Here is an 18,478-nt window from a genome sequence, read left to right as displayed (position 1 = left end):
CGGCTATTCCGCCGATCTGGCCGCCGGGCGCAGCTCCCGCCCGGTGTCGGGCAGCATGACCCCCGCCCAGGCGCTCGACACGCTGCTGTCCGGGACGGGCGTCGGCTACCGCACGACCGGCACCGGCTCCGCGACGCTGGTTCCGGCTCCGACCGGCGACGTCACGATGCTGGGGCCGGTGTCGGTCACCGCCTCGACCGGCGCCGGCAGCGGAAGCGGCAACATCACCATCACCAAGGAGGATCTGGATCGCAAGAATCCCCGCGACCTCCGCGACGTCTTCTCCGGCGAGCCGACGATCCGCGTGGGCAGTTCCGTGCCGATGTCGCAGAAGGTCTATGTGAACGGCGTCGAGGAAACCAATCTGGCCGTCACCATCGACGGCAGCCGCCAGAACAACAAGGTCTTCCACCACAACGGCACCACGCTGATCGACCCGGCGCTGCTGAAGGTGGTGCGCGTGGACGCCGGCGTCGCCCCCGCCGACGCCGGGCCGGGCGCGCTCGCCGGCTCCATCGCCTACGAGACGAAGGACGCCAGCGACTTCCTGGCGAGCGACGGCGTCGGCGCCTTCGGCAAGACCACCTTCAACACCAACGGCTCCGGCCTGACCACCAACCTCGCCGGCTTCGGGCGGCACCAGGGGCTGGAGGCGCTGGGCACCGTGACCTACGGCAAGGGTGGCAAATACACCGCGGGCAACGGGCGCAAGGTGGACGGCACCGAGACGGACATGGTCAGCGGCCTTGGCAAGGCGGCGGTGCAGACGGAGAGCGGCCACCGCTTCCAGGCCAGCTACGAGCGGGTCTACGACGATGCGCCGCGGCCCTTCCGCGCGAACATCGGGTCGCTGGCCGGGCGCCCGGCCTGGGAGCCGCGCGTGCGCGACTACTCGCTCGACCGCCAGAACATGGTCTTCACCTACACCGACGCCCTGCCGACGGAGCTGTGGAACCCCAAGCTGGTGCTCGCCTACGGCCGCACCGACGTGGAAACGCCGATCTTCACCCGCCCGATCGGCAGCAGCACCGTGCCGGGGAGCTACCCGGGCAAGGGCGCGACCAGCTCCTTCAACGGCAAGCTGGAGAACACCTTCGGCTTCCGGATCGGCACTTTCACGACAGGCACCGACTTCTACGTGGACCGCGCCAACTACCGGGACCGGACGATGTCCGCGACCGAGCGGGCGCGCAACAACGGCCTGTACGGTCAGGCCCGGCTGGAGCCGATGGAGCGTCTGCGCCTGTCCTTCGGCCTGCGCGGCGACCGCCAGACCTTCGAGGGGACGACCGGACGGGAATGGACCAACCACGGCCTCAGCCACAACATCTCGGGCGAGTTCGACCTGCTGCCCCGCTACCTGATCGCCAAGGCCGGCGTGTCGCGCGGCTGGGGCGGCGTCCAGATGGCCGAGAATTACATCATGAACCCGGCCTGGAATTACGGCGCCGGCCCGCGTCCGGTGACGGCCTACAACAGCACCGCGGGGCTGGAGGCCCGTTACGAGGGCTTCACCGCGGAAGGCCGGATCTTCCGCACCAAGCTCGACGACGCCCGCGCCGCGCGCTTCGCCGCCACGAGCGCCACCCTCGCCCGCGACGTGCGGTCGGAAGGCTATGAGCTGGGTCTCGGCTACGCCTGGACGAACGGCTTCATCCGCGCCAAATACGCCGACATTGACGTCAAGATCGACGGTCTGCCCGCGGATTCCGACACCGGCACCTACCTCGCCACGCCGATCGGACAGGTCTTCACCATCGGCGGCGCCCACACCGTGCAGTCCTGGAACCTGACCCTGGGCGCCGACCTGGAGTTCGTGCTCGACTACGACAAGGTCCAGGCCGGGCAGCAGCCGCTGAAGGGCTATCAGACGGCCAACCTGTTCGTGGAGCACCGGCTGCCAGAGCACGCCAACTTGGCGCTGCGCCTCGACGTCCGCAATCTCTTCGACGAGACCTACGCCGACCGCGCCACCTACGGCCAGGAGTTCGGCACCGTCACCCCGCTCTACCAGCCGGGCCGCGCCTTCCTGCTGAGCGCCTCGGCGCAATTCTGATCCCACGCCGCAACGGCTGTGGCAAGGTCATGGCCCACGCGGGCCATGACCGGCCCCCAGTCGCCAGGCGAGTCCTGCCGGTAGAGGCGCATCGTCGGGTACCAGGGGCTGTCGTCGCGCCCGCGGAACCAGCGCCAGCAGGCGTCGTAGCGCGACAGCATCCACACCGGGCGCCCGATGGCGGCGGCGAGGTGGGCGACCGACGTGTCCACGGTGATGACGAGGTCAAGATGCGCCGCGATGGCCGCGGTGTCGGCGAAGTCGGTCACGCCCGCCATGGGGTCGGTCAGCAGGCCCGCCGCGACGGCCGTCCGCGCCTGCTCCGCTGCATCCCCGACCTGAAAGCTGACGGCCGCGATCCCCGGTACGGAGAGCAGCGGTTCCATCAGCGCGAAGGGCACGCTGCGGCGGCGGTCCATCGCGTGGGATGTGGGGTCGTGGCGCCGCGGGTTGCCCGACCAGACGAATCCCACGCGCAACGGGCGCTTTTCGGCGGAGCCTCCGGTCTGGCTCCAGCCGAGCCGCTCCGCCCAGGCGGTCACCAGATCGGGGGGCGGCGTGATGTAGGGCCCGCCGGAGGGTATCCCGTCGATGCGCGTGCTGAAGGCGAAGGGCAGGCTCATCAGCGGGCAGCACAGGTCGAAAGCCGGCAGCGCCGCCGCGTCGTCGTAGGTGGCCAGACGGTCGATGCCCCGCACCGAGGCCAGCAGACGGCGCAGCTCCGGCTGGACGATCAGCAGCACCCGCGCGCCGCGATCGGCCAGCAGCGGCGCGTAGCGGACGAATTGCAGGGTGTCGCCCAGGCCCTGCTCGTAATAGAGGAGGATGGTCTTGCCGGCGATGCCCTCGCCCCGCCACACCGGCTTGCCGGACACCGCCGCGGATTGGCCGGTGTAGTCCCAGCGCCGTTCGTAAAGCGCCTGCCCCTCTTCGAAATCGCCGAGGGCCAGCTTCAGCACCGCCAGCTCGCAGACCGGATGCGGATGGTCCGGGCGCAGGGACTTGGCGGTTTCCAGCGCCGTTTCCGCCTCGACGAACCGGCCCGCGTCACGCAGCGCAATGCCCAGATTCAGGAACGTCTCGAAATGCGCCGGATCGAGGGCGGCGGCGCGTCTCAGCCAAGGCACGGCCTCGCCGATCCGCCCATCGGCGGCCAGGGCGGAGCCGAGATTGCCCGGAACGCCGCGCACCGCCGGCTCCAGCGCCAGGGCGCGGGCGAAATGACGGATGGCCTCGTCGTAGCGACCGGCGGCCTTCAGCGCCGCGCCCAGATTCCCGAGGAAATCGGTGTTCAGCCCGTCCCGCGCCACCGCGGCACCGATCAGCGCGATGGCTTCGTCATGACGGCCCTGTTGGCCGGCGACGATGCCCAGCAGGTGCGCGGCGTGGGCCTGCTCCGGATCGGCGTCCAGGATGCGCTGGTAGATGATTGCCGCCTCGTCCAGCCGCCCGGCCTGATGGTGGTCGATGGCGACCGCGTAGGCTTCCTCGATCGTCGCCATGCCCCCGCACCCCGCGCTCAAATCATCAAACGGGAAATCGTCGAACGGACCCGCCTTGCAGTAAACCGGAACCGGCGCGGCGCGCAAGCGTCCGCCGGCGTCACGCGCCTTCCTTCTCCGGCGTGGCGGGAGGCAGGCGGATGACGAAGCGCGCCCCGTCCGTCCCCGCCTCTCCCTCCTCCAGGCTGATGGTGCCGCCGAGCTGGCTGACGGTGTTGTGCACGATGTGCAGGCCGAGCCCGGCGTGGCCCCGGTCGCGGCGCGTGGTGAAGAAGGGATCGAAGATGCGTGGCCGCAGCGCCACCGGGATGCCCCACCCGTCGTCGGCGACGGCCAGTTCCACGACGTCCGCCGTGGCCCGGCGGGCAACGACCGTCACCGTGCCGCTCCGCCCTTCTCCCTCTTGCCCATCCGCCCCCTCCCCGTCCGCGAAGCCGTGGTTGACCGCGTTCAGCAGCAGGTGCGAGACGATCTGCGCGATGGCCTGCGGATAGCCGTCCATCATCAGACCCGGCGGGCAGTCCACGACGATCCGGTGTGCCGCCGGTTCCCAGAAGGGTCCCAGCGCCTCGACCGCCTGCATCAGGCAGAGGCGCAGGTCGAAGCGCCGGCGCGTCTCTCCCGCCGGATCCACCGCCAGCTCCTTGAAGCGCTGGACCAGTTCCGCCGCGCGGACGGTGTTGTTGACCAGCAACTCGGACACGTCGCCCAGGTCGGTCAGGAAGCGTTCCAGCTCGCGGCGGCGCAATTGGCCGGAATCGAGAAGGCGCTTCATCTTCGGCACCTTCTCGCGGACCAGGGTCGAGGTGGTGAGCGTGATGCCCAGCGGCGTGTTGATCTCGTGCGCCACCCCGGCCACCACCTGCCCCAGAGCGGCCAGCTTCTCCGCCTGCACCAGATGGGCCTGGGTCCGCCGCAACTCCGCCAGGGTGGAGTCCGCCTGTTCCTTGGCCCGGCGCATCTCGTCCTCGCGGCGGTTGATCTCGGCGGCGAAATGATGGACGGCGCGGGCCATGTCGCCCAACTCGTCCCGCCGCTCCAGGTCGGTCACCTGCCCGTCGCGCGGGTCGCGGGCCAGCCGCCGGGTGGCGCCCTGGAGACGGCGCAGGGGCCGCGTGATGCCGCCGGCCACCAGGAGCGCCGCCCCGGCGGCGAACAGCAGGCCGATGGTCGCCCCGATGAGCAGGGTGGAGCGCAGCAGGCCGGCGCTGCGCACCGCGCTGTCCTGGAACAGGTCGTTCAGACGGCGGGCGGTGTTCATCACCGCGGCGGCGTCCATGTCCATCGCGGCGATGGCTCCGTTCTGGCGGGCCAGCCCGTCGGTGGCGCGCTCCAGCCCGTCGCGCCAGGCGGTGATGGCGGCCAGCATCCCGTCCTGGATCAGCGGGGAAATGGGCAGCCCGGCCACCCGGTCGCGCAGCCGCCCGCTCTCGGCGGCGACATCGCGCAGCCCGCGCGTGTCGCGCCGTTCCAGCGCTCTCAGGGTCCGTCCGCTGAGCGCCAGAGCGGTCATGGCGACCGTCTGGGTTTCCTGTTCCATGGCGTGGGCCGACACCGTGCGGCGCAGAAGCTCCGCCACCTCGGCCTGGACGGCGCCATGGCCGGTGCCGGTGATGTCCAGCATCCGTTGGACGACGGCGTCATAGCGTGGCGCCAGTTGCGGCAGCGTCCACTGGTCCAGCCGCTCGGCGCGCAACCGCGTCAGTTCGGCGAAGGCCGTCTCATAGGCGTCGCTGGCGGCGGCGGGTGCGCCGTCCTGCCCCATCCCCTCGCCCGCCCGGGCCAGCGACGCGGCAAGGCGGTCTGCGCTGCGCTCCAACCGGTCCAGCGACGGGGACAAGGGATCAAGCCGCGGCTGCGCTTCGGGCGGTGGATCGGCGTCCGAATCGGTGGTGGCCGCCGTGTCCTTCGCAGCCAGCCGGGCGCGCAGCACCGCTTCCCGCAGGTCGTGCAGATCGTCCACCACGGCCCGGCTGTCCAGCAACCGCCGGTCGACCTCGGCCAGGGAGGCGACGAGCGCCGCGTTGGCGGCGTGCTGCCGCTGGCCCGCCTGTTCGGCCAGGGCGAGCAGGCGGGCTTCCTGCTCCGCCATGCCGCGGGCACGGGCGTCGCCGAAGGCGATGGCGTCCACCAGTTCCTCCAGCCGGGCGGTGTGGCGGTCCGACGCGCGGCGGGCGGTGTCGACCGCGTCGGCCTGGGCGCCCTGGTCCGCCAAGCCGCCCAGCGCCTCCAGCGCCTCCCGCGCGCCATGGGTGGCTCGGCGGAACGTGATCTCGTGGGGCAGGCGGCCTTCGGGGGCGGAATGGATGAAGTCGTTGCGGGCCGCGGTGGCGGCGATCATCTCACGGTAGACGGTGCCGGCCAAGACCGCGGCCTCGCGCGAACGGCCGGCGCGCTCCAGCAGAATCCAGGCGGTCACCGCGATCAGCGCCGCGATGACCACCGGGATTCCGCCCACCGTCGCTATGCGATACGAGATCCTCATCAGGCTCCGCCGGCTGCCGTTCCTCCAGGGGACTGCGGAACAGGCCGGCGGCGGAACATCGCAAAGCTAGCGATAGCACTCTGGAGTTGTCGAGTTCTTTCAATTTTGGCGAAAATTAAAACTAATTTGCGGTGGAACCGACAATCAGCGGGTGCGGTCATCCCGGCGTCTCAGTGACCAGCCCCGCTGGGTGCGGGGCTGGACGAGGTCGGAGCCGCCGTGTCGAGGGCCTGTGCCGCGGCCGGGTCGGCCTCGACACGGCGCTTCAGGATCATCAGGCCGAGTGTCGTGACGATGGTCCCGGCGACGATGGCCAGGACATAGGGGCCGAGCGGCGCCACCGCGTTGGGGATCGCCAGCACGAAGACACCGCCGTGCGGCGCCCGCAGGCCGCAGCCGAACCACATCGACACGGCGCCGGCCACCGCCGACCCGGCCATGGCCGCGGGGATGACGCGCAGCGGGTCCTTGGCGGCGAAGGGAATCGCCCCTTCCGTGATGAAGGCGAGGCCGAGCACGCCGGCGGCCTTGCCCGCCTCGCGCTCCTGCATTGTGAAGCGGCTGGGCACGACCATGGTGGCGAGCGCCAGCCCGAGCGGCGGCGTCATGCCCGCCGCCATCACCGCGGCCATCGGCGTGTAGGTGTTGGAGGCCAGAAGCCCGACCGCGAAGGTGTAGGCCGCCTTGTTGACCGGCCCTCCCATATCCAGCGCCATCATGGCGCCGAGCAGCGCGCCCAGCGCCACCGCGTTGGCCCCGGTCATGCTCTGCAAGAAGGCGGTCAGCCCGTTCATGATCGCGGCGACCGGCGTGCCGATGACGTAGACCATCAGCAAACCGACCGCCAGCGTGCCCAGGAGCGGGATGATCAGCACCGGCTTCAGCCCCTCCAGATTCTGCGGCAGCCGGATGGTGTCGCGCAGCCAGCGGGCGATGTAGCCGGCCAGGAATCCCGCCACGATGCCGCCCAGGAAGCCGGCCCCGATCTTGGCTGCCAGCATCCCGCCGATGAAGCCGGGGGCGAGGCCGGGCCGGTCGGCGATGGAATAGGCGATGTAGCCCGCCAGCACCGGCACCATCAGCCCGAAGGCGGCCTCCCCGCCGATCTGCATCAGCGCCGCCGGCAGGGTTCCCGGCTCCTTGAAGGCCTCGATGCCGAAGACGAAGGACAGGGCGATGAGCAGACCGCCGGCCACCACGAAGGGCAGCATGAAGGACACGCCGGTCAGCAGATGCTTGTAGGGGCCGGACTGCGTCTCCTTCTGCCGCGCCTTGGCCCCCGACACCGCGTTGGCGTAGGCGGGCGCGGCGATAGCCCCGGCCGCGGCCGGAGCCGGCAGGGCGAGCGCCTCGTCGATCACGCGGGCGGGCTGTTTCAGCGCCTCCCCCACCGAGGTCTTCAGCAGGCGCTTGCCGGCGAAGCGGTCGGTGGCGACGTGCGTGTCGGCGCCGATGATGACGGCCTCGGCCTCGGCGATCTCCTCCTCCGTCAGCGCGTTCTTCGCGCCGACCGAGCCCTGGGTCTCGACCTTGATGCGGTAGCCCTTGGCCTGGGCGGCCTGCTTCAGCGCCTCCGCCGCCATGAAGGTGTGGGCGATGCCGGTCGGGCAGGCGGTGATGGCGACCAGCAGGCCGGGGCTGCGCACCACGGTGGGAGCCGGTTTCGGGGCTGGCTGCGGACGGGCGGCTTCGGGCTGCGCGCCGGGGACATCGGCCAGGGCGTTGCCAACCACCGATTTGGTGTCGCGGATCGCCGCGGCGGTCGTGGTGCGCAGGATTGGCTTGCCGGCGAAGCGGGAATCGTCCACGGCGATGTCGGCGGCCAGGATCACCGCGTCGGCCGCCGCGATGTCGGCGGCGGAGAGCGGCGTCTGCACACCGTTCGACCCCTGGGTCTCCACCGCGATGGCGTGGCCCATCAGCGCGGCGGTGCGGCGCAACGCCTCGGCCGCCATGACGGTGTGGGCGATCCCCGTCGGGCAGGCGGTCACAGCCACGAGCTTTGCCATCGCGATCCCTCCGGCGCTGAAATGCCTTACAATTCCTCCACCCGAACGGCCCGCATCAGCTCGGCGAGGCGCTCCGGCGGCGGCAGTTCGGGGCCGAGGCGGGACAGCGTGCCGGCGGCGAAGGCGGTGCCGCGCCGCGCGCAGTCTTCCAACCCCATGCCCTCCAGCCGGGCGGCAACGACCCCGGCCACCATGGCATCCCCGGCGCCGACCGTGCTGGCGACCTCCACGGGCGGCGGCACGGCGAGCAGCGCGCGGCCGCCCTCCACGAAGACGGCGCCCTCGGCGCCCAGCGACACGACGACGAGCGCGATGCCGGACTCCGACAGTTCGCGCGCCGCGCGCACCACCTCGGCCCGATCCTTCAGCGGGCGGCCCAGCAGCTCGGCCAGCTCCGCCGCGTTCGGCTTCACCATGTCGGGGCGGGCGGCCACGGCGTGGCGCAGCGGCGGGCCGCTGGCGTCCACCACCACGAAGGCGCCGCGCCGGTGCAGGGCGGTGACCATCTCGGCATAGGCGGTGTCCGGCACGCCCATCGGGACGCTGCCCGACAGAACGAAGGTCCGGTTGGTGACGGCGAGGTCGTCCACCACGGTCAGCAGCCCCCGCCAGCTTTCCGCCGGGACATGCAAGCCCGGCAGGTTGATGTCGGTGACGGAGCGGCCCTCGCGGTCCACCAGCTTGATGTTCACCCGGCTGCGGCCCGGCAGACGCAGGCAGCGGTCGCGGATGCCGCGGCGGCGGAACAGCGCGTCGAACACGGCGGTGTTCTCCTCGCCGAGGAAGCCGGTGGCGGTGACGGGCGTGGCGCCGCCCGCCAAGGAGGCGCCGGCCAGGAAGGCGGCGACGTTGATGCCCTTGCCGCCGGCGGTCCGCGTCTCGGCGACCGCCCGGTTGACCGCTCCGGCGGCGAATCCCGGCACGTCCAGCGTCTGGTCGATGGCGGCATTCAGCGTCACGGTGACGACACCGGGGCGTGGGGTGGGCTGCGGGCTCATGATACACCTCCGGCGTCGGCGAAACGTTGGCGGACCAACGCTCTTACCTCCGCCGCGTCGGCGCAGTCCAGCGCCTCGCGGGCGGTGCGCTCGGCGTCGGCCATGGCGATGGCGCGCAGCCGCGCCTTGACCGAGGGAACGGCGGGAATGGCCACGCTCAGCTCCGTGACGCCCAGTCCGGACAGCAGCACCGCCCCCGCCGGGTCGCCGGCCACGCCGCCGCAGGCGCCGACCCAGATTCCGGCGCGGCGGGCGGCGTCCACCGTGTGCTCCACCATGCGCAGGACGGCGGGGTGCAGCCCGTCCGCCTGCGGGGCCAACACCGGATGCAGCCGGTCCATCGCCAGCACATACTGCGTCAGGTCGTTGGTGCCGATGGAGAAGAAGGACACCTCCCGCGCCAGCCGGTCGGCCATCATCACGGCGGACGGCACCTCGATCATGATGCCAAGCTCGACCGGCGGCACGTTCAGCTCCCGCCGCACCGCCTCGGTGATCGCCTTGGCGCGCTCCAGCTCCGCCGGGGCGGCGATCATCGGGTACATGATGCGCACCGGCCCTTCCACGGAGGCTCGCAGCATGGCGCGGAGCTGGGTGCGGAACAGGTCCTCCCGCTCGAAGCACAGACGGATGCCGCGCACACCCAGGAAGGGGTTGCCCTCCGCCGGCATGCGCAGATAGGGGACGTTCTTGTCGCCGCCGATGTCCAGCGTGCGCAGGATGATCGGCAGCCCGTTCATCGCCCGCACCATGGTCTGGTAGGCGGCGAACTGCTCCTCCTCGTCCGGCGGCAGGTCGCGCTGAAGGAACAGGAATTCGGTGCGCATCAGCCCGACGCCCTCGCCGCCGGCCTCCACGGCCTGCACCGCCTCCGCCGGGTCGGAGATGTTGGCGGCGACCTCGACGCGCCGGCCGTCCGTGGTGATGGCGGGCTTGTAGCGGTCGAGCCGCTCGGCCTCCCGCCGCTCGCCCACCTTGACCCTCGCCTCGGCGGCGCGGCCGCGGTCGCGCGCGCTGGGGTCGGCGACCAGCACGCCGCCGTCGCCGTCGAGGATCGCCGCCCGTCCGTTCTCCAGGTCCAGCACCGACGGCCCGGCGGCGACGACCGCGGGGATGTCCAGCGAGCGCGCGATGATCGCCGTGTGGGAGGTGGCGCCGCCCCCCGCCGTGCACAGCCCCAGCACCTTGGCCGGGTCGAGCTTCGCCGTGTCGGACGGCTCCAGATCCTCGGCCAGCAGGATGACGGGGTGGTCCGGCAGGGCCGCCACGCTCTCCGTCACCACCGCCAGCAGGCGCAGCACGCGGCGCCCGACGTCGCTGAGGTCGGCGGCCCGGCCAGCCAACAGCGGGTCGGCGAGCTGGGCCAGCGTGCCGGCGCGCTCCTCGTAGACCGCGCGCCACGCCCAGCCGGCGCTCTTGCCGCGGTCGATCAGGGCATGGGCCTCGGCGACCATCTCCGGATCGTCGAGAAGCTCCTGATGCGCCTTGAAGATGGCCGCCTTGGCAGCGCCGGCCTTCTTCCAGAACTCCTCGTGCAGGTTGCGCAGGTCGGCGGCGGCGGCGGCGAGCGCCTGATCCAGCCGGCGGTGCTGGGCTTCGGGATCGGGGGCGGTCTCGGCGACCGTCAGCTCCTCGCGCTGGAACTTCCAGACCGGGCCGATGGAGACGCCGGGGGAAGCGGAGATGCCGGCGATCACCCGCCCGTCGTAATCGAGATCGGCCGGGACGGTCCGCGGGGCCGGCTCCTCCGTGGGCATCGCCACGGGAACAGGCTCGTCCAATCCCGCCTCGAAGGCGGCACGGATGGCCTGGAGCGCCGCCGCCGCGTCCTCACCCGACGCGGTGACGGTCAGCGGCTGACCACCCGACGCGCCGAGGCGCAGCAGGGAAATCAGGCTCTTGGCGTTGGCCGTGGTGCCGCCATGCCGGACGGCGATCTCCGCGCGGAAGCGCTTGGCGACCTCGACCAGCGCCGTTGCCGGGCGGGCGTGCAGCCCGTGGGGGGAGGGGGCGGTGACCGCTATGCTGTCCCCGTCGATGGGAAGCGCGGCCGACTCATTCACGGGCGCGGCGGGTGCCTCGCCGTTCAGAACGGCCATGATGGCGTGCGGGTCGCCCGTGCTGCCCAGCCGCGCGGCCTCCGCGGGATCGCCCAGAACGCCGGTCAGCCGTTGCAACACGGCGATGTGCTCGTCCGACTTGGCGGCGATGCCGACGACCAGCCGCGCCGGTTCCCCGCCGCCCCAATCGACGCCCTGCGGAAACTGCACGACCACCACGCCGGTCCGCCGCACCAGATCGCGCGCGTCGGGAAGCCCGTGGGGGATGGCGATGCCGCTGCCGAGGTAGGTGCCGGACACCGCCTCGCGGCCCAGCATGCTGTCGATGTAGCCGGGGTCGATCAGGCCGCTGTCGACCATCGCCCGCCCGGCGATGCGGATGGCCTCCGTCTTATCCGGCGCGGAGAGCCCAAGGCGCACCTGCGATTCGGAGACCTGAAGCATCGCCCGTCCTCCCCCCGCGCGGAGTCCGTGCGCGGGGCCGGACTCGTCCTTGGAGGAGAGTAACGCATCAGTCGCAGCGACGTTCCGGGACAGATTCGCGCAGGGCACCGCCACCACCACTGCCGCCACGCGTGTGGGCCAGCATGCCGGTGACGCGGGCAACCAGCGCCGTCGTCTCGAAGGGCTTCTGGAGAACCTCGCAGCCCGGCTCCAGGATGCCGGTGCCGAGCGTCGCGTCGTAGGCGTAGCCGGTCATGAACAGCACGCCCAGCTCGGGCCGCCGCTCATGCACCGCCTCGGCCAGTTGCCGCCCGTTCATGCCGGGCAGTCCCACGTCGGTCACCACCAGATCGGCGCGCAGCCCGCCGTCCAGCAACTCCAGCGCCTCCGTCCCGTCCGACGCCTCGATCACGTCCAGCCCGGCGTCCTCCAGCGCCTGCACCGCGACCATGCGGACCAGCGCCTCGTCCTCCACCAGCAGCACGGTTCCGGCGGTGTTGTCCGCCACGCCATCCACCGCGCCGTTGGCGGCGGGCGCCGCGACGGTGCCCGGTGGAAGGCCAACGTTCTCCTCCCCGTCGCAGCGCGGCAGGTAGAGGCGCACGGCGGTGCCCCGCCCGGCCTCGCTGTCGATGCGCACCAGCCCGTGCGACTGGCTGACGAAGCCATAGACCTGCGACAGCCCCAGCCCTGTCCCCTGCCCTATCGGCTTGGTGGTGAAGAAGGGATCGAAGGCGCGCTTGATGATGTCGGGCGGCATGCCCATGCCGGTGTCGGCGACGGTCAGGACCACATAATCGCCAGGCGCCGCGCCGGAGGCGTCGCCCGCCACGTCGGCCGCCGTCAGATGGGCGTTGGCGGCGGTGATGGTGATGCGCCCGCCGTCCGGCATGGCGTCGCGGGCGTTCACCACCAGATTCAGCAGGGCGATCTCCAACTGGTTGGAATCGCACCAAGCCGCCCAAGCGTCCGGCGGGCAATCGGTCGCGATGGACACCTGCTCGCCCACCGTGCGGCGCAGCAGATCCTCCATCCCTTGGACCAGCACGCAGGGCTCCGTCGCGTCGGGGCGCAGCGGCTGCCGCCGGGCGAAGGCGAGAAGGCGCTGCGTCAGTCCGGCGGCGCGGGTCGCCCCGACCTTGGCGTGGGTGGCGTAGTCGCGCAGGTCCGCCCGCTCCGCCGTGTCCAATCGGGACAGCAGCAGGTCCAGATTGCCGGAGATCGCCGTCAGCAGGTTGTTGAAGTCATGGGCGATGCCGCCGGTGAGCTGGCCCAGCGCGTCCATCTTCTGGGAATGGCGCAGCGCCTCCTCGGCCCGCTCGCGCTCCGCCTCGGCGCGCAGGCGGGCGGAGACGTCGACCACGGCGGCCATGGTGCGCAGGAAGCTCCCCCACCCGTCCCGCTCGATCCGGGCGGACACCAGAACGTCGGCGACCTCTCCTGACCGCTTGACCAGCCGGTAGGGCATGTCCTGGAACGCGCCGAGCCGCAGCAGCTCCGGCCAAAGGTTCTCCCGGTGCTCCCGCGCGACGTCCGGCGGCATGAACTCCGTGATGTTGCGCCCAAGCACTTGGCCCCGGCTCTCGTAGCCCATGAACTCCAGCCAGCGGTCGCTGACGCTCAGCAGCCGCCCCTCGGCGTCCAGGGAGTGCAGCGGCACCGGCGTCTTGGCGTAGAGCGCGCTGAGGTCGGCCTGGGCGCGCTGCCGCTCCGCCACCTCGCCCAGCAGCCGGCGGTTGGCGGCCACCAGCTCCGCCGTGCGCTCGGCCACCTGCCGCTCCAGATCCTCGCGGGCGTCGGCCTGGGCGGCGCGGGCCTTCACCGCGTCGTCGATGTCGGTGCAGGTGCCGAACCAGCGGGTGATCCGACCGTCGCCGTCGCGCAGCGGCACCGCCCGCCCGAGGAACCAGAGGTACCGGCCCCCGGCTTCGCGCAGCCGGTACTCGACCTCGTAGAAATCGCCCGACCGCACCGCGGCGGTCCACAGCGCGGCGGTCCGCGCCCGGTCGTCCGGATGGACCACCTCCATCCAGGCGGTGCCGGTCATCGCCTCCGGCCGGGTGCCGGTGTAGGCGAACCAATGCAGGTTGTAATAATCGGGAAGCCCGTCCGGCGGGGCCGACCAGACGAGCTGCGGCATGCTTTCCGCGATGGCGCGGAACTTGGCCTCGCTGTCGCGCAGCGCGATTTCCGAGGCGCGGCGGTCGGTGATGTCGCGCACCACCACCGAATAGGCGGCCGGCGCACCCGTGGCATCGCGCGCCACGGTCAGCACCGTGGAGCCGAAGAAGCGCCGCCCGTCCCGCGCCGCGTGGATCCATTCGACCTCGCAGCGCTCCTTCTCCGCCACCCCGGCCAGCAGGCCGCGGATGTTCTCCGCGCAACGCTCCTCCGGCGCGAAGAGCAGCGACAGCGGGCGGCCCAGCGCCTCCTCCTCGGTGTGGCCGAAAAGGCGGCGGCTGCCCTCGTTCCACGAGGTGATGCGGCCCTCCAGATCCAGCGTGACGATGGCGTAGTCGCGGATGTCGTCGATGGCCTGCCGCAGCCGGCGCAGATTCTCCTCGGCCTGCCGCCGCTCGGCCAGGGTGCGCGCCTCCAGGATCGCCCGCTCCACCGCGGCGGGCAGATGGGCCAGCCGCTGCTTCAGCACATAGTCGCGGGCCCCCATCTTCAAGGCTGACACCGCCGTTTCCTCCCCCATCCGCCCGGACAGGAACAGGAACGGGGTTTCCGGGGCGCGGGTCCTGGCGATGCCCAGCGCCTCCAGCCCGTCGAAATCGGGCAGGGAGAAGTCGGCCAGGATCAGGTCGAAGTGCCGCCCGTCCATCGCCGCCTTGACCAGCGCCGCCTCGAAAGCCGCGCGGGTGTCCACGCGGGTCACGTCGCAGGAGATTCCCGCCTTCCGCAGGCGCGCGCAGGCCAGCTCGCAGTCCAGCGGGCTGTCTTCCAGATGCAGGATGGTCACCGCGGAGGGCATTCCGGAGGGCATTCCTTCAGGCGCCTTTTCCCGCAGGTGGGGTTCCCGCCGGACGGCGGGCGCAGCCGACCGGGGGTTCGTTCAGGATCGCCCAGAAGGCGCCCAGGTCGCGGATCGCCTGGAAGAAGGCCTTGAAGTCCACCGGCTTCACCACGAAGGCGTTCACGCCCAGCTTGTAGCTGCGCACGAGGTCGCTCTCCTCGCGCGACGCGGTGAGCATCACGATGGGGACGTGCCGGGTCTCGGGGTCGCTCTTCACCCGCTCCAGCACCTCCAGCCCGTCGATCTTCGGCAGCTTGAGGTCGAGCAGGACGACGGCGGGAAGCTGGGTCGGCTTCCCGGTTTCAGGATCGCGGCGGGTCAGCATCCGCAGCGCCTCCTCGCCGTCGCGGGCGACGATGACGTCGTTGGCGAGCTGGCATTTCTCCAGCGCCGCCAGGGTCAGCTCCAGGTCCCGCGGATTGTCCTCAACCAGCAGGATGGGTTTCAGGTCACTCATCAAGATCTCGCAGATCCGGTTTTGCCGTCCCGGCTTTCGGCAGCGTGAAGTAGAAGATGGCCCCCTTGTCGAGCCGCCCGTCGGCCCAGGTCCGCCCGCCATGGCGGTCCACGGCGCGGCGCACGTTGGCCAGACCGATGCCGATGCCTTCGAATTCCTCGTTGCGGTGCAGCCGTTGGAAGACCCCGAACAGCTTCTTCTCGTAAGCCTGATTGAAGCCGACCCCGTTGTCCCTGACGAAGAAGAGGGTTTCGGTGGGCCGGTCCTCGCAACCCACGGCGATGCGCGCCGGTTCCCGGCCACGGGAGTATTTGATGGCGTTCGACAAAAGATTTTGCAGAACCAGCCGCATCATCACGGGATCGCCGCGCACCGTGGGCAGCGGGGCGACGTCCCAGTCGATGGCCCGCCCGGCGGTGTCGGGGGCCAACGTCTCCCGCACCTCCGCCACCAGGGCGTTCATGTCCACCGAAACGGGGGCCAGCTCGCTGCGCCCCATCTGCGAGAAGTGCAGCAGATTGTCCACCAGAGTCCCGGCGCTGTTGGCCGCGTCCACGATAACGTCCAGATAACGCTTCCCGGTGGCGCTCAACCGATCCGACTCCAGCTCCTGCAACAGCTCGGCGTAACCGACGATGTGGCGGAATGGCGCGCGCAGGTCATGGGAGACGGAGTAGGAGAAGGACTCCAGCTCCTTGTTGGAGCGTGCCAACTCCCGCGACAGGGCGGCCAGTTCCTCCGCCTTGCGCAGGACGATGCCGATGACGGCGTGGCGCAACGCCGCGGCGGTGTCGCGCTCCGCCGCGGTCCAGGGCAGCGCGCGGTGGCGCACCGTCTCCTTCCAAGTTTCGAAGGAGGCGCGCGGGGTCAGCCCCCGGCCATCGTGGTCGAGCGGCTTGCGCGGATCGCCGCCCCAGCGGACGGTGCGCACCACCTCGGGCCGGAACCACAGCACGTAGCTGGCGTGCAGCTTCGACACGGCGATGGCCAGCAACCCCGCCGCCTTGCCTCCGAAATCGGCCGCAGCCGGGTAGAGGGCGGGCAGGCTGTCGGTCTCGAACTGCTCCGGCTCGCCCTGGCCGGCCAGCCAATCCACGAGGCCGCGCACCTGCTCTTCCGTCGGGGTGTCGCCGACCAGCATGCAGCGCCGTTCGAAGACGACGGCGGCCCCACTGGCGTTGGCGAAGCGCAGCAGGTCGTCGGGATGCTCGGTCAGGCCCGCGATGAAGGGATCGGCCTGGGCCATGGCAGCCAGCAGCCGCGCCTGGATGGCCTGCAGGGCGATGCGGTGCTCCGCGTCGCGCCGGTCCTCCACCGCGGCGATGCGCACCGACAGGATCTGCGCGATCAGGTCGCAGGCCGAGCGCACGGCGTAGGACACCGCCTTCGGCTCGTGGTGGTGGCAGGAGACCAGCCCCCAGAGGGCTCCGTGCAGCAGGATCGACACCGACATGGAGGAGGCGGTTTCCATGTTCCGCATGTATTGCACATGCACCGGCGACACGCTGCGCAGGACGGAGAAGCTGAGGTCCAGCGGCGGCGCCCCTTCGGGGACCGGCGGCAGCGCGACCAGGGGCACCGGGGCGTAGCCGGCGTCGGGGATCAGCCGCTGGCGGTTCAGCCGGTACAGCTCGCGCGCCTGGGTGGGGATGTCGGAGGCGGGAAAGCGCAGGTCCATGTAGGAGGGCAGCCGCCCGTTCCCGTCCTCCGCCACCACCGTGCCGTGCCAGTCGGCGTCGAAGCGGTAGATCAGCACGCGGTCGAAGCCGGTGAGCGCGCGGACCTCCTGCGCGGCGCAGCTCAGAAGGTCGGTCGGCGCGTTCAGCGCGTCCAACCGCTCCAGCGCCTCGCGCATGCGCGGGTAGACGTGGTCGAGGAGGTCGGTCTCCAGCCCCTCCAGCCGTTCCAGTTCCAGGATCACCACGCTGTTGCCCGCCGCGGCATCGACGGCGTGGGCGAGAAGCTGATAACGGCCGGCACCGGGCAGTTCGGTCAAGGCGACCGGCACCGGGCGGGAGGGAACCGGACCGGCGGCGAGAAAGGAGCGGACTGCGGCGGCGATCTGCGGGTGCAGCGCCCGTTCCAACGGCTGACCCAACGCCTGCACCAGCGGCAGGGACAGCGCCGGCGCGGCGTTGGCGCTGGCTTGGATCAGGGTGTCGCCGACGTCGCTTCCGGAGAAGGCCAACAGCATGCCGTGAGGCTGGATGCTGCCGGGGCGATGAATCGGTTCCCGGCTGCAGGCGTCGAGGTCCAAATCACCAACAGTCATGGCGCTGATCCTCGCGGCAGCGTTCATTCCGAAAACAATGACAATCCAATAGGTCGCTCCTTAATGCCCTGCTCGCCGTCCGGTCTATTCGATGATTTCAGATAATGTCGAATGTTTGACGTGGCGGGCATCTCTTTGGTTATCAACGGCGGGGGACTGAGACAATACCACTTCAGAACAAGGGCATAAGCGATTGGTCATATAGATTGCCTTTCGCTGCCCGCAACGTGGGAAGAGGGGGTAGGACAGGATACGGGATATCGCGCGGGGCGGATCCACGCGGTTGGCACTTTTCGACCGGATCGCGTAAAATTCGCTCCGAAGCTTCGGGCGGAACCGGAACGGGTCCGGCGGACGGAAGGCGGGCAGGAGTGCATCGGAACGGAATCGACGCCGCGCGGCTGGGCACCGCGCGCTGCAGCAGCTGCGCCATCCGGGACCTCGTCCTGTTCGGCGACCTGCGCGACCAGGATTTCGACCTGATCCACATTCCCATCGACGAGTTGCGCTTCCAGCCCGGCGCCACGCTCTACAGCACGGGGGACGAGGGCGGCTCCCTCTACACGATCCGCAGCGGGCTGGTGAAGCTGGTCCAGTTCCTCCCCGACGGGACGCAGCGCATTGTCCGGCTGCTCCGTCGGGGCGCCGTGGCCGGGCTGGAGGTGCTGGTCGGCAAGCCCTACGAGCACACCGCCGTCGTGCTTCAGGAGGCCGAGACCTGCCGCCTGCCGCGGGCCGTGGTCGAGCGGCTGAGCAAGGAGACGCCGCGCCTGCACGCCCGCCTGATGGAGCGCTGGTACCAATCCCTGCACCAGGCCGACGAGTGGCTGACCGAGCTGTCCACCGGCAGCGCCCGACGGCGGCTGGCCCGCCTGTTTTTGAAGCTTGCCGCCGATGCTCCGAGCGAGCCGGTCCTGCTGTCGGGCCGCGAGGATCTGGGCGCCATGCTCGGCGTCGGGATGGAGACGGCCAGCCGCACCATCGCCGAGTTCAAGCGTGCGGGTCTGGTGGTCGAGCAGGCGCCGAACGTCTTCGTCTGCGACCTGCCCGCGCTGGAGGCGGTGGTGCTGGACGGGTAGACGAGGCTCAATCCCTCGGCACCCCCACCCCGACCCTCCCCCGCTTCGCAGGGGAGGGGGTTTATCGCAAAGCGACGGCAGTTCCCTCCCCTGCGTT

10 protein-coding genes are annotated in these 18,478 nt (G+C 71.1%); 2 read left to right on the top strand and 8 right to left on the bottom strand.

Annotated features, from left to right (window positions below; all coding sequences use genetic code 11):
- Positions 1 to 2,056, top strand: a 2,056-nt coding sequence (locus Q4I23_RS19545) for a TonB-dependent receptor (protein ID WP_498527284.1), incomplete at its 5' end; no start/stop codon positions are given.
- Here the strand turns inward: Q4I23_RS19545 and Q4I23_RS19540 are convergent.
- The 8 genes from Q4I23_RS19540 to Q4I23_RS19505 all read right to left on the bottom strand — a co-directional run bounded on the left by Q4I23_RS19540 (position 2,008) and on the right by Q4I23_RS19505 (position 17,302).
- Positions 2,008 to 3,558: a tetratricopeptide repeat protein gene (locus Q4I23_RS19540; protein ID WP_498527283.1), complete on the bottom strand. Its 1,551-nt coding sequence runs from the start codon at positions 3,556 to 3,558 to the stop codon at positions 2,008 to 2,010. The genes Q4I23_RS19545 and Q4I23_RS19540 overlap by 49 nt on opposite strands.
- A 100-nt stretch (positions 3,559 to 3,658) precedes the next feature.
- Positions 3,659 to 6,043 (bottom strand): ATP-binding protein, encoded by a 2,385-nt coding sequence (locus Q4I23_RS19535; protein ID WP_498527282.1) that lies wholly within the window; start codon positions 6,041 to 6,043, stop codon positions 3,659 to 3,661.
- Positions 6,044 to 6,213: 170 nt separating this feature from the next.
- The gene (locus Q4I23_RS19530; RefSeq protein WP_498527281.1) at positions 6,214 to 8,052 is read right to left on the bottom strand and encodes a PTS fructose-like transporter subunit IIB; all 1,839 of its coding nucleotides are present in this window, start codon (positions 8,050 to 8,052) and stop codon (positions 6,214 to 6,216) included.
- A gap of 26 nt (positions 8,053 to 8,078) precedes the next feature.
- Positions 8,079 to 9,050: a 1-phosphofructokinase gene (pfkB, locus tag Q4I23_RS19525; RefSeq protein ID WP_454020549.1), complete on the bottom strand. Its 972-nt coding sequence runs from the start codon at positions 9,048 to 9,050 to the stop codon at positions 8,079 to 8,081.
- On the bottom strand, positions 9,047 to 11,554 hold the full coding sequence (gene ptsP, locus Q4I23_RS19520; RefSeq protein WP_498527280.1) for a phosphoenolpyruvate--protein phosphotransferase: 2,508 nt from the start codon (positions 11,552 to 11,554) through the stop codon (positions 9,047 to 9,049). The genes pfkB and ptsP overlap by 4 nt, the downstream gene beginning before the upstream one ends.
- Before the next feature lie 67 nt (positions 11,555 to 11,621).
- On the bottom strand, positions 11,622 to 14,531 hold the full coding sequence (locus Q4I23_RS19515) for a PAS domain S-box protein (protein WP_498527279.1): 2,910 nt from the start codon (positions 14,529 to 14,531) through the stop codon (positions 11,622 to 11,624).
- Between the two features lie 16 nt (positions 14,532 to 14,547).
- Positions 14,548 to 15,030 carry a response regulator gene (locus Q4I23_RS19510; RefSeq protein ID WP_237907992.1) on the bottom strand — a complete coding sequence of 161 codons (483 nt, stop codon included), beginning with the start codon at positions 15,028 to 15,030 and terminating at the stop codon, positions 14,548 to 14,550.
- On the bottom strand, positions 15,023 to 17,302 hold the full coding sequence (locus Q4I23_RS19505) for an ATP-binding protein (protein WP_498527278.1): 2,280 nt from the start codon (positions 17,300 to 17,302) through the stop codon (positions 15,023 to 15,025). Before Q4I23_RS19505 ends, Q4I23_RS19510 begins: the two co-directional genes overlap by 8 nt.
- Before the next feature lie 371 nt (positions 17,303 to 17,673).
- Here Q4I23_RS19505 and Q4I23_RS19500 point away from each other — a divergent pair, with 371 nt between their 5' ends.
- Positions 17,674 to 18,381, top strand: coding sequence for a Crp/Fnr family transcriptional regulator (locus Q4I23_RS19500; RefSeq protein WP_454020545.1), 708 nt, complete (start codon positions 17,674 to 17,676; stop codon positions 18,379 to 18,381).
- The last annotated feature ends 97 nt before the right edge of the window (positions 18,382 to 18,478 follow it).

The organism is Azospirillum sp. UFLA03-27 (assembly GCF_059803775.1).
This window is presented reverse-complemented; position numbering and strand designations above follow the sequence as displayed.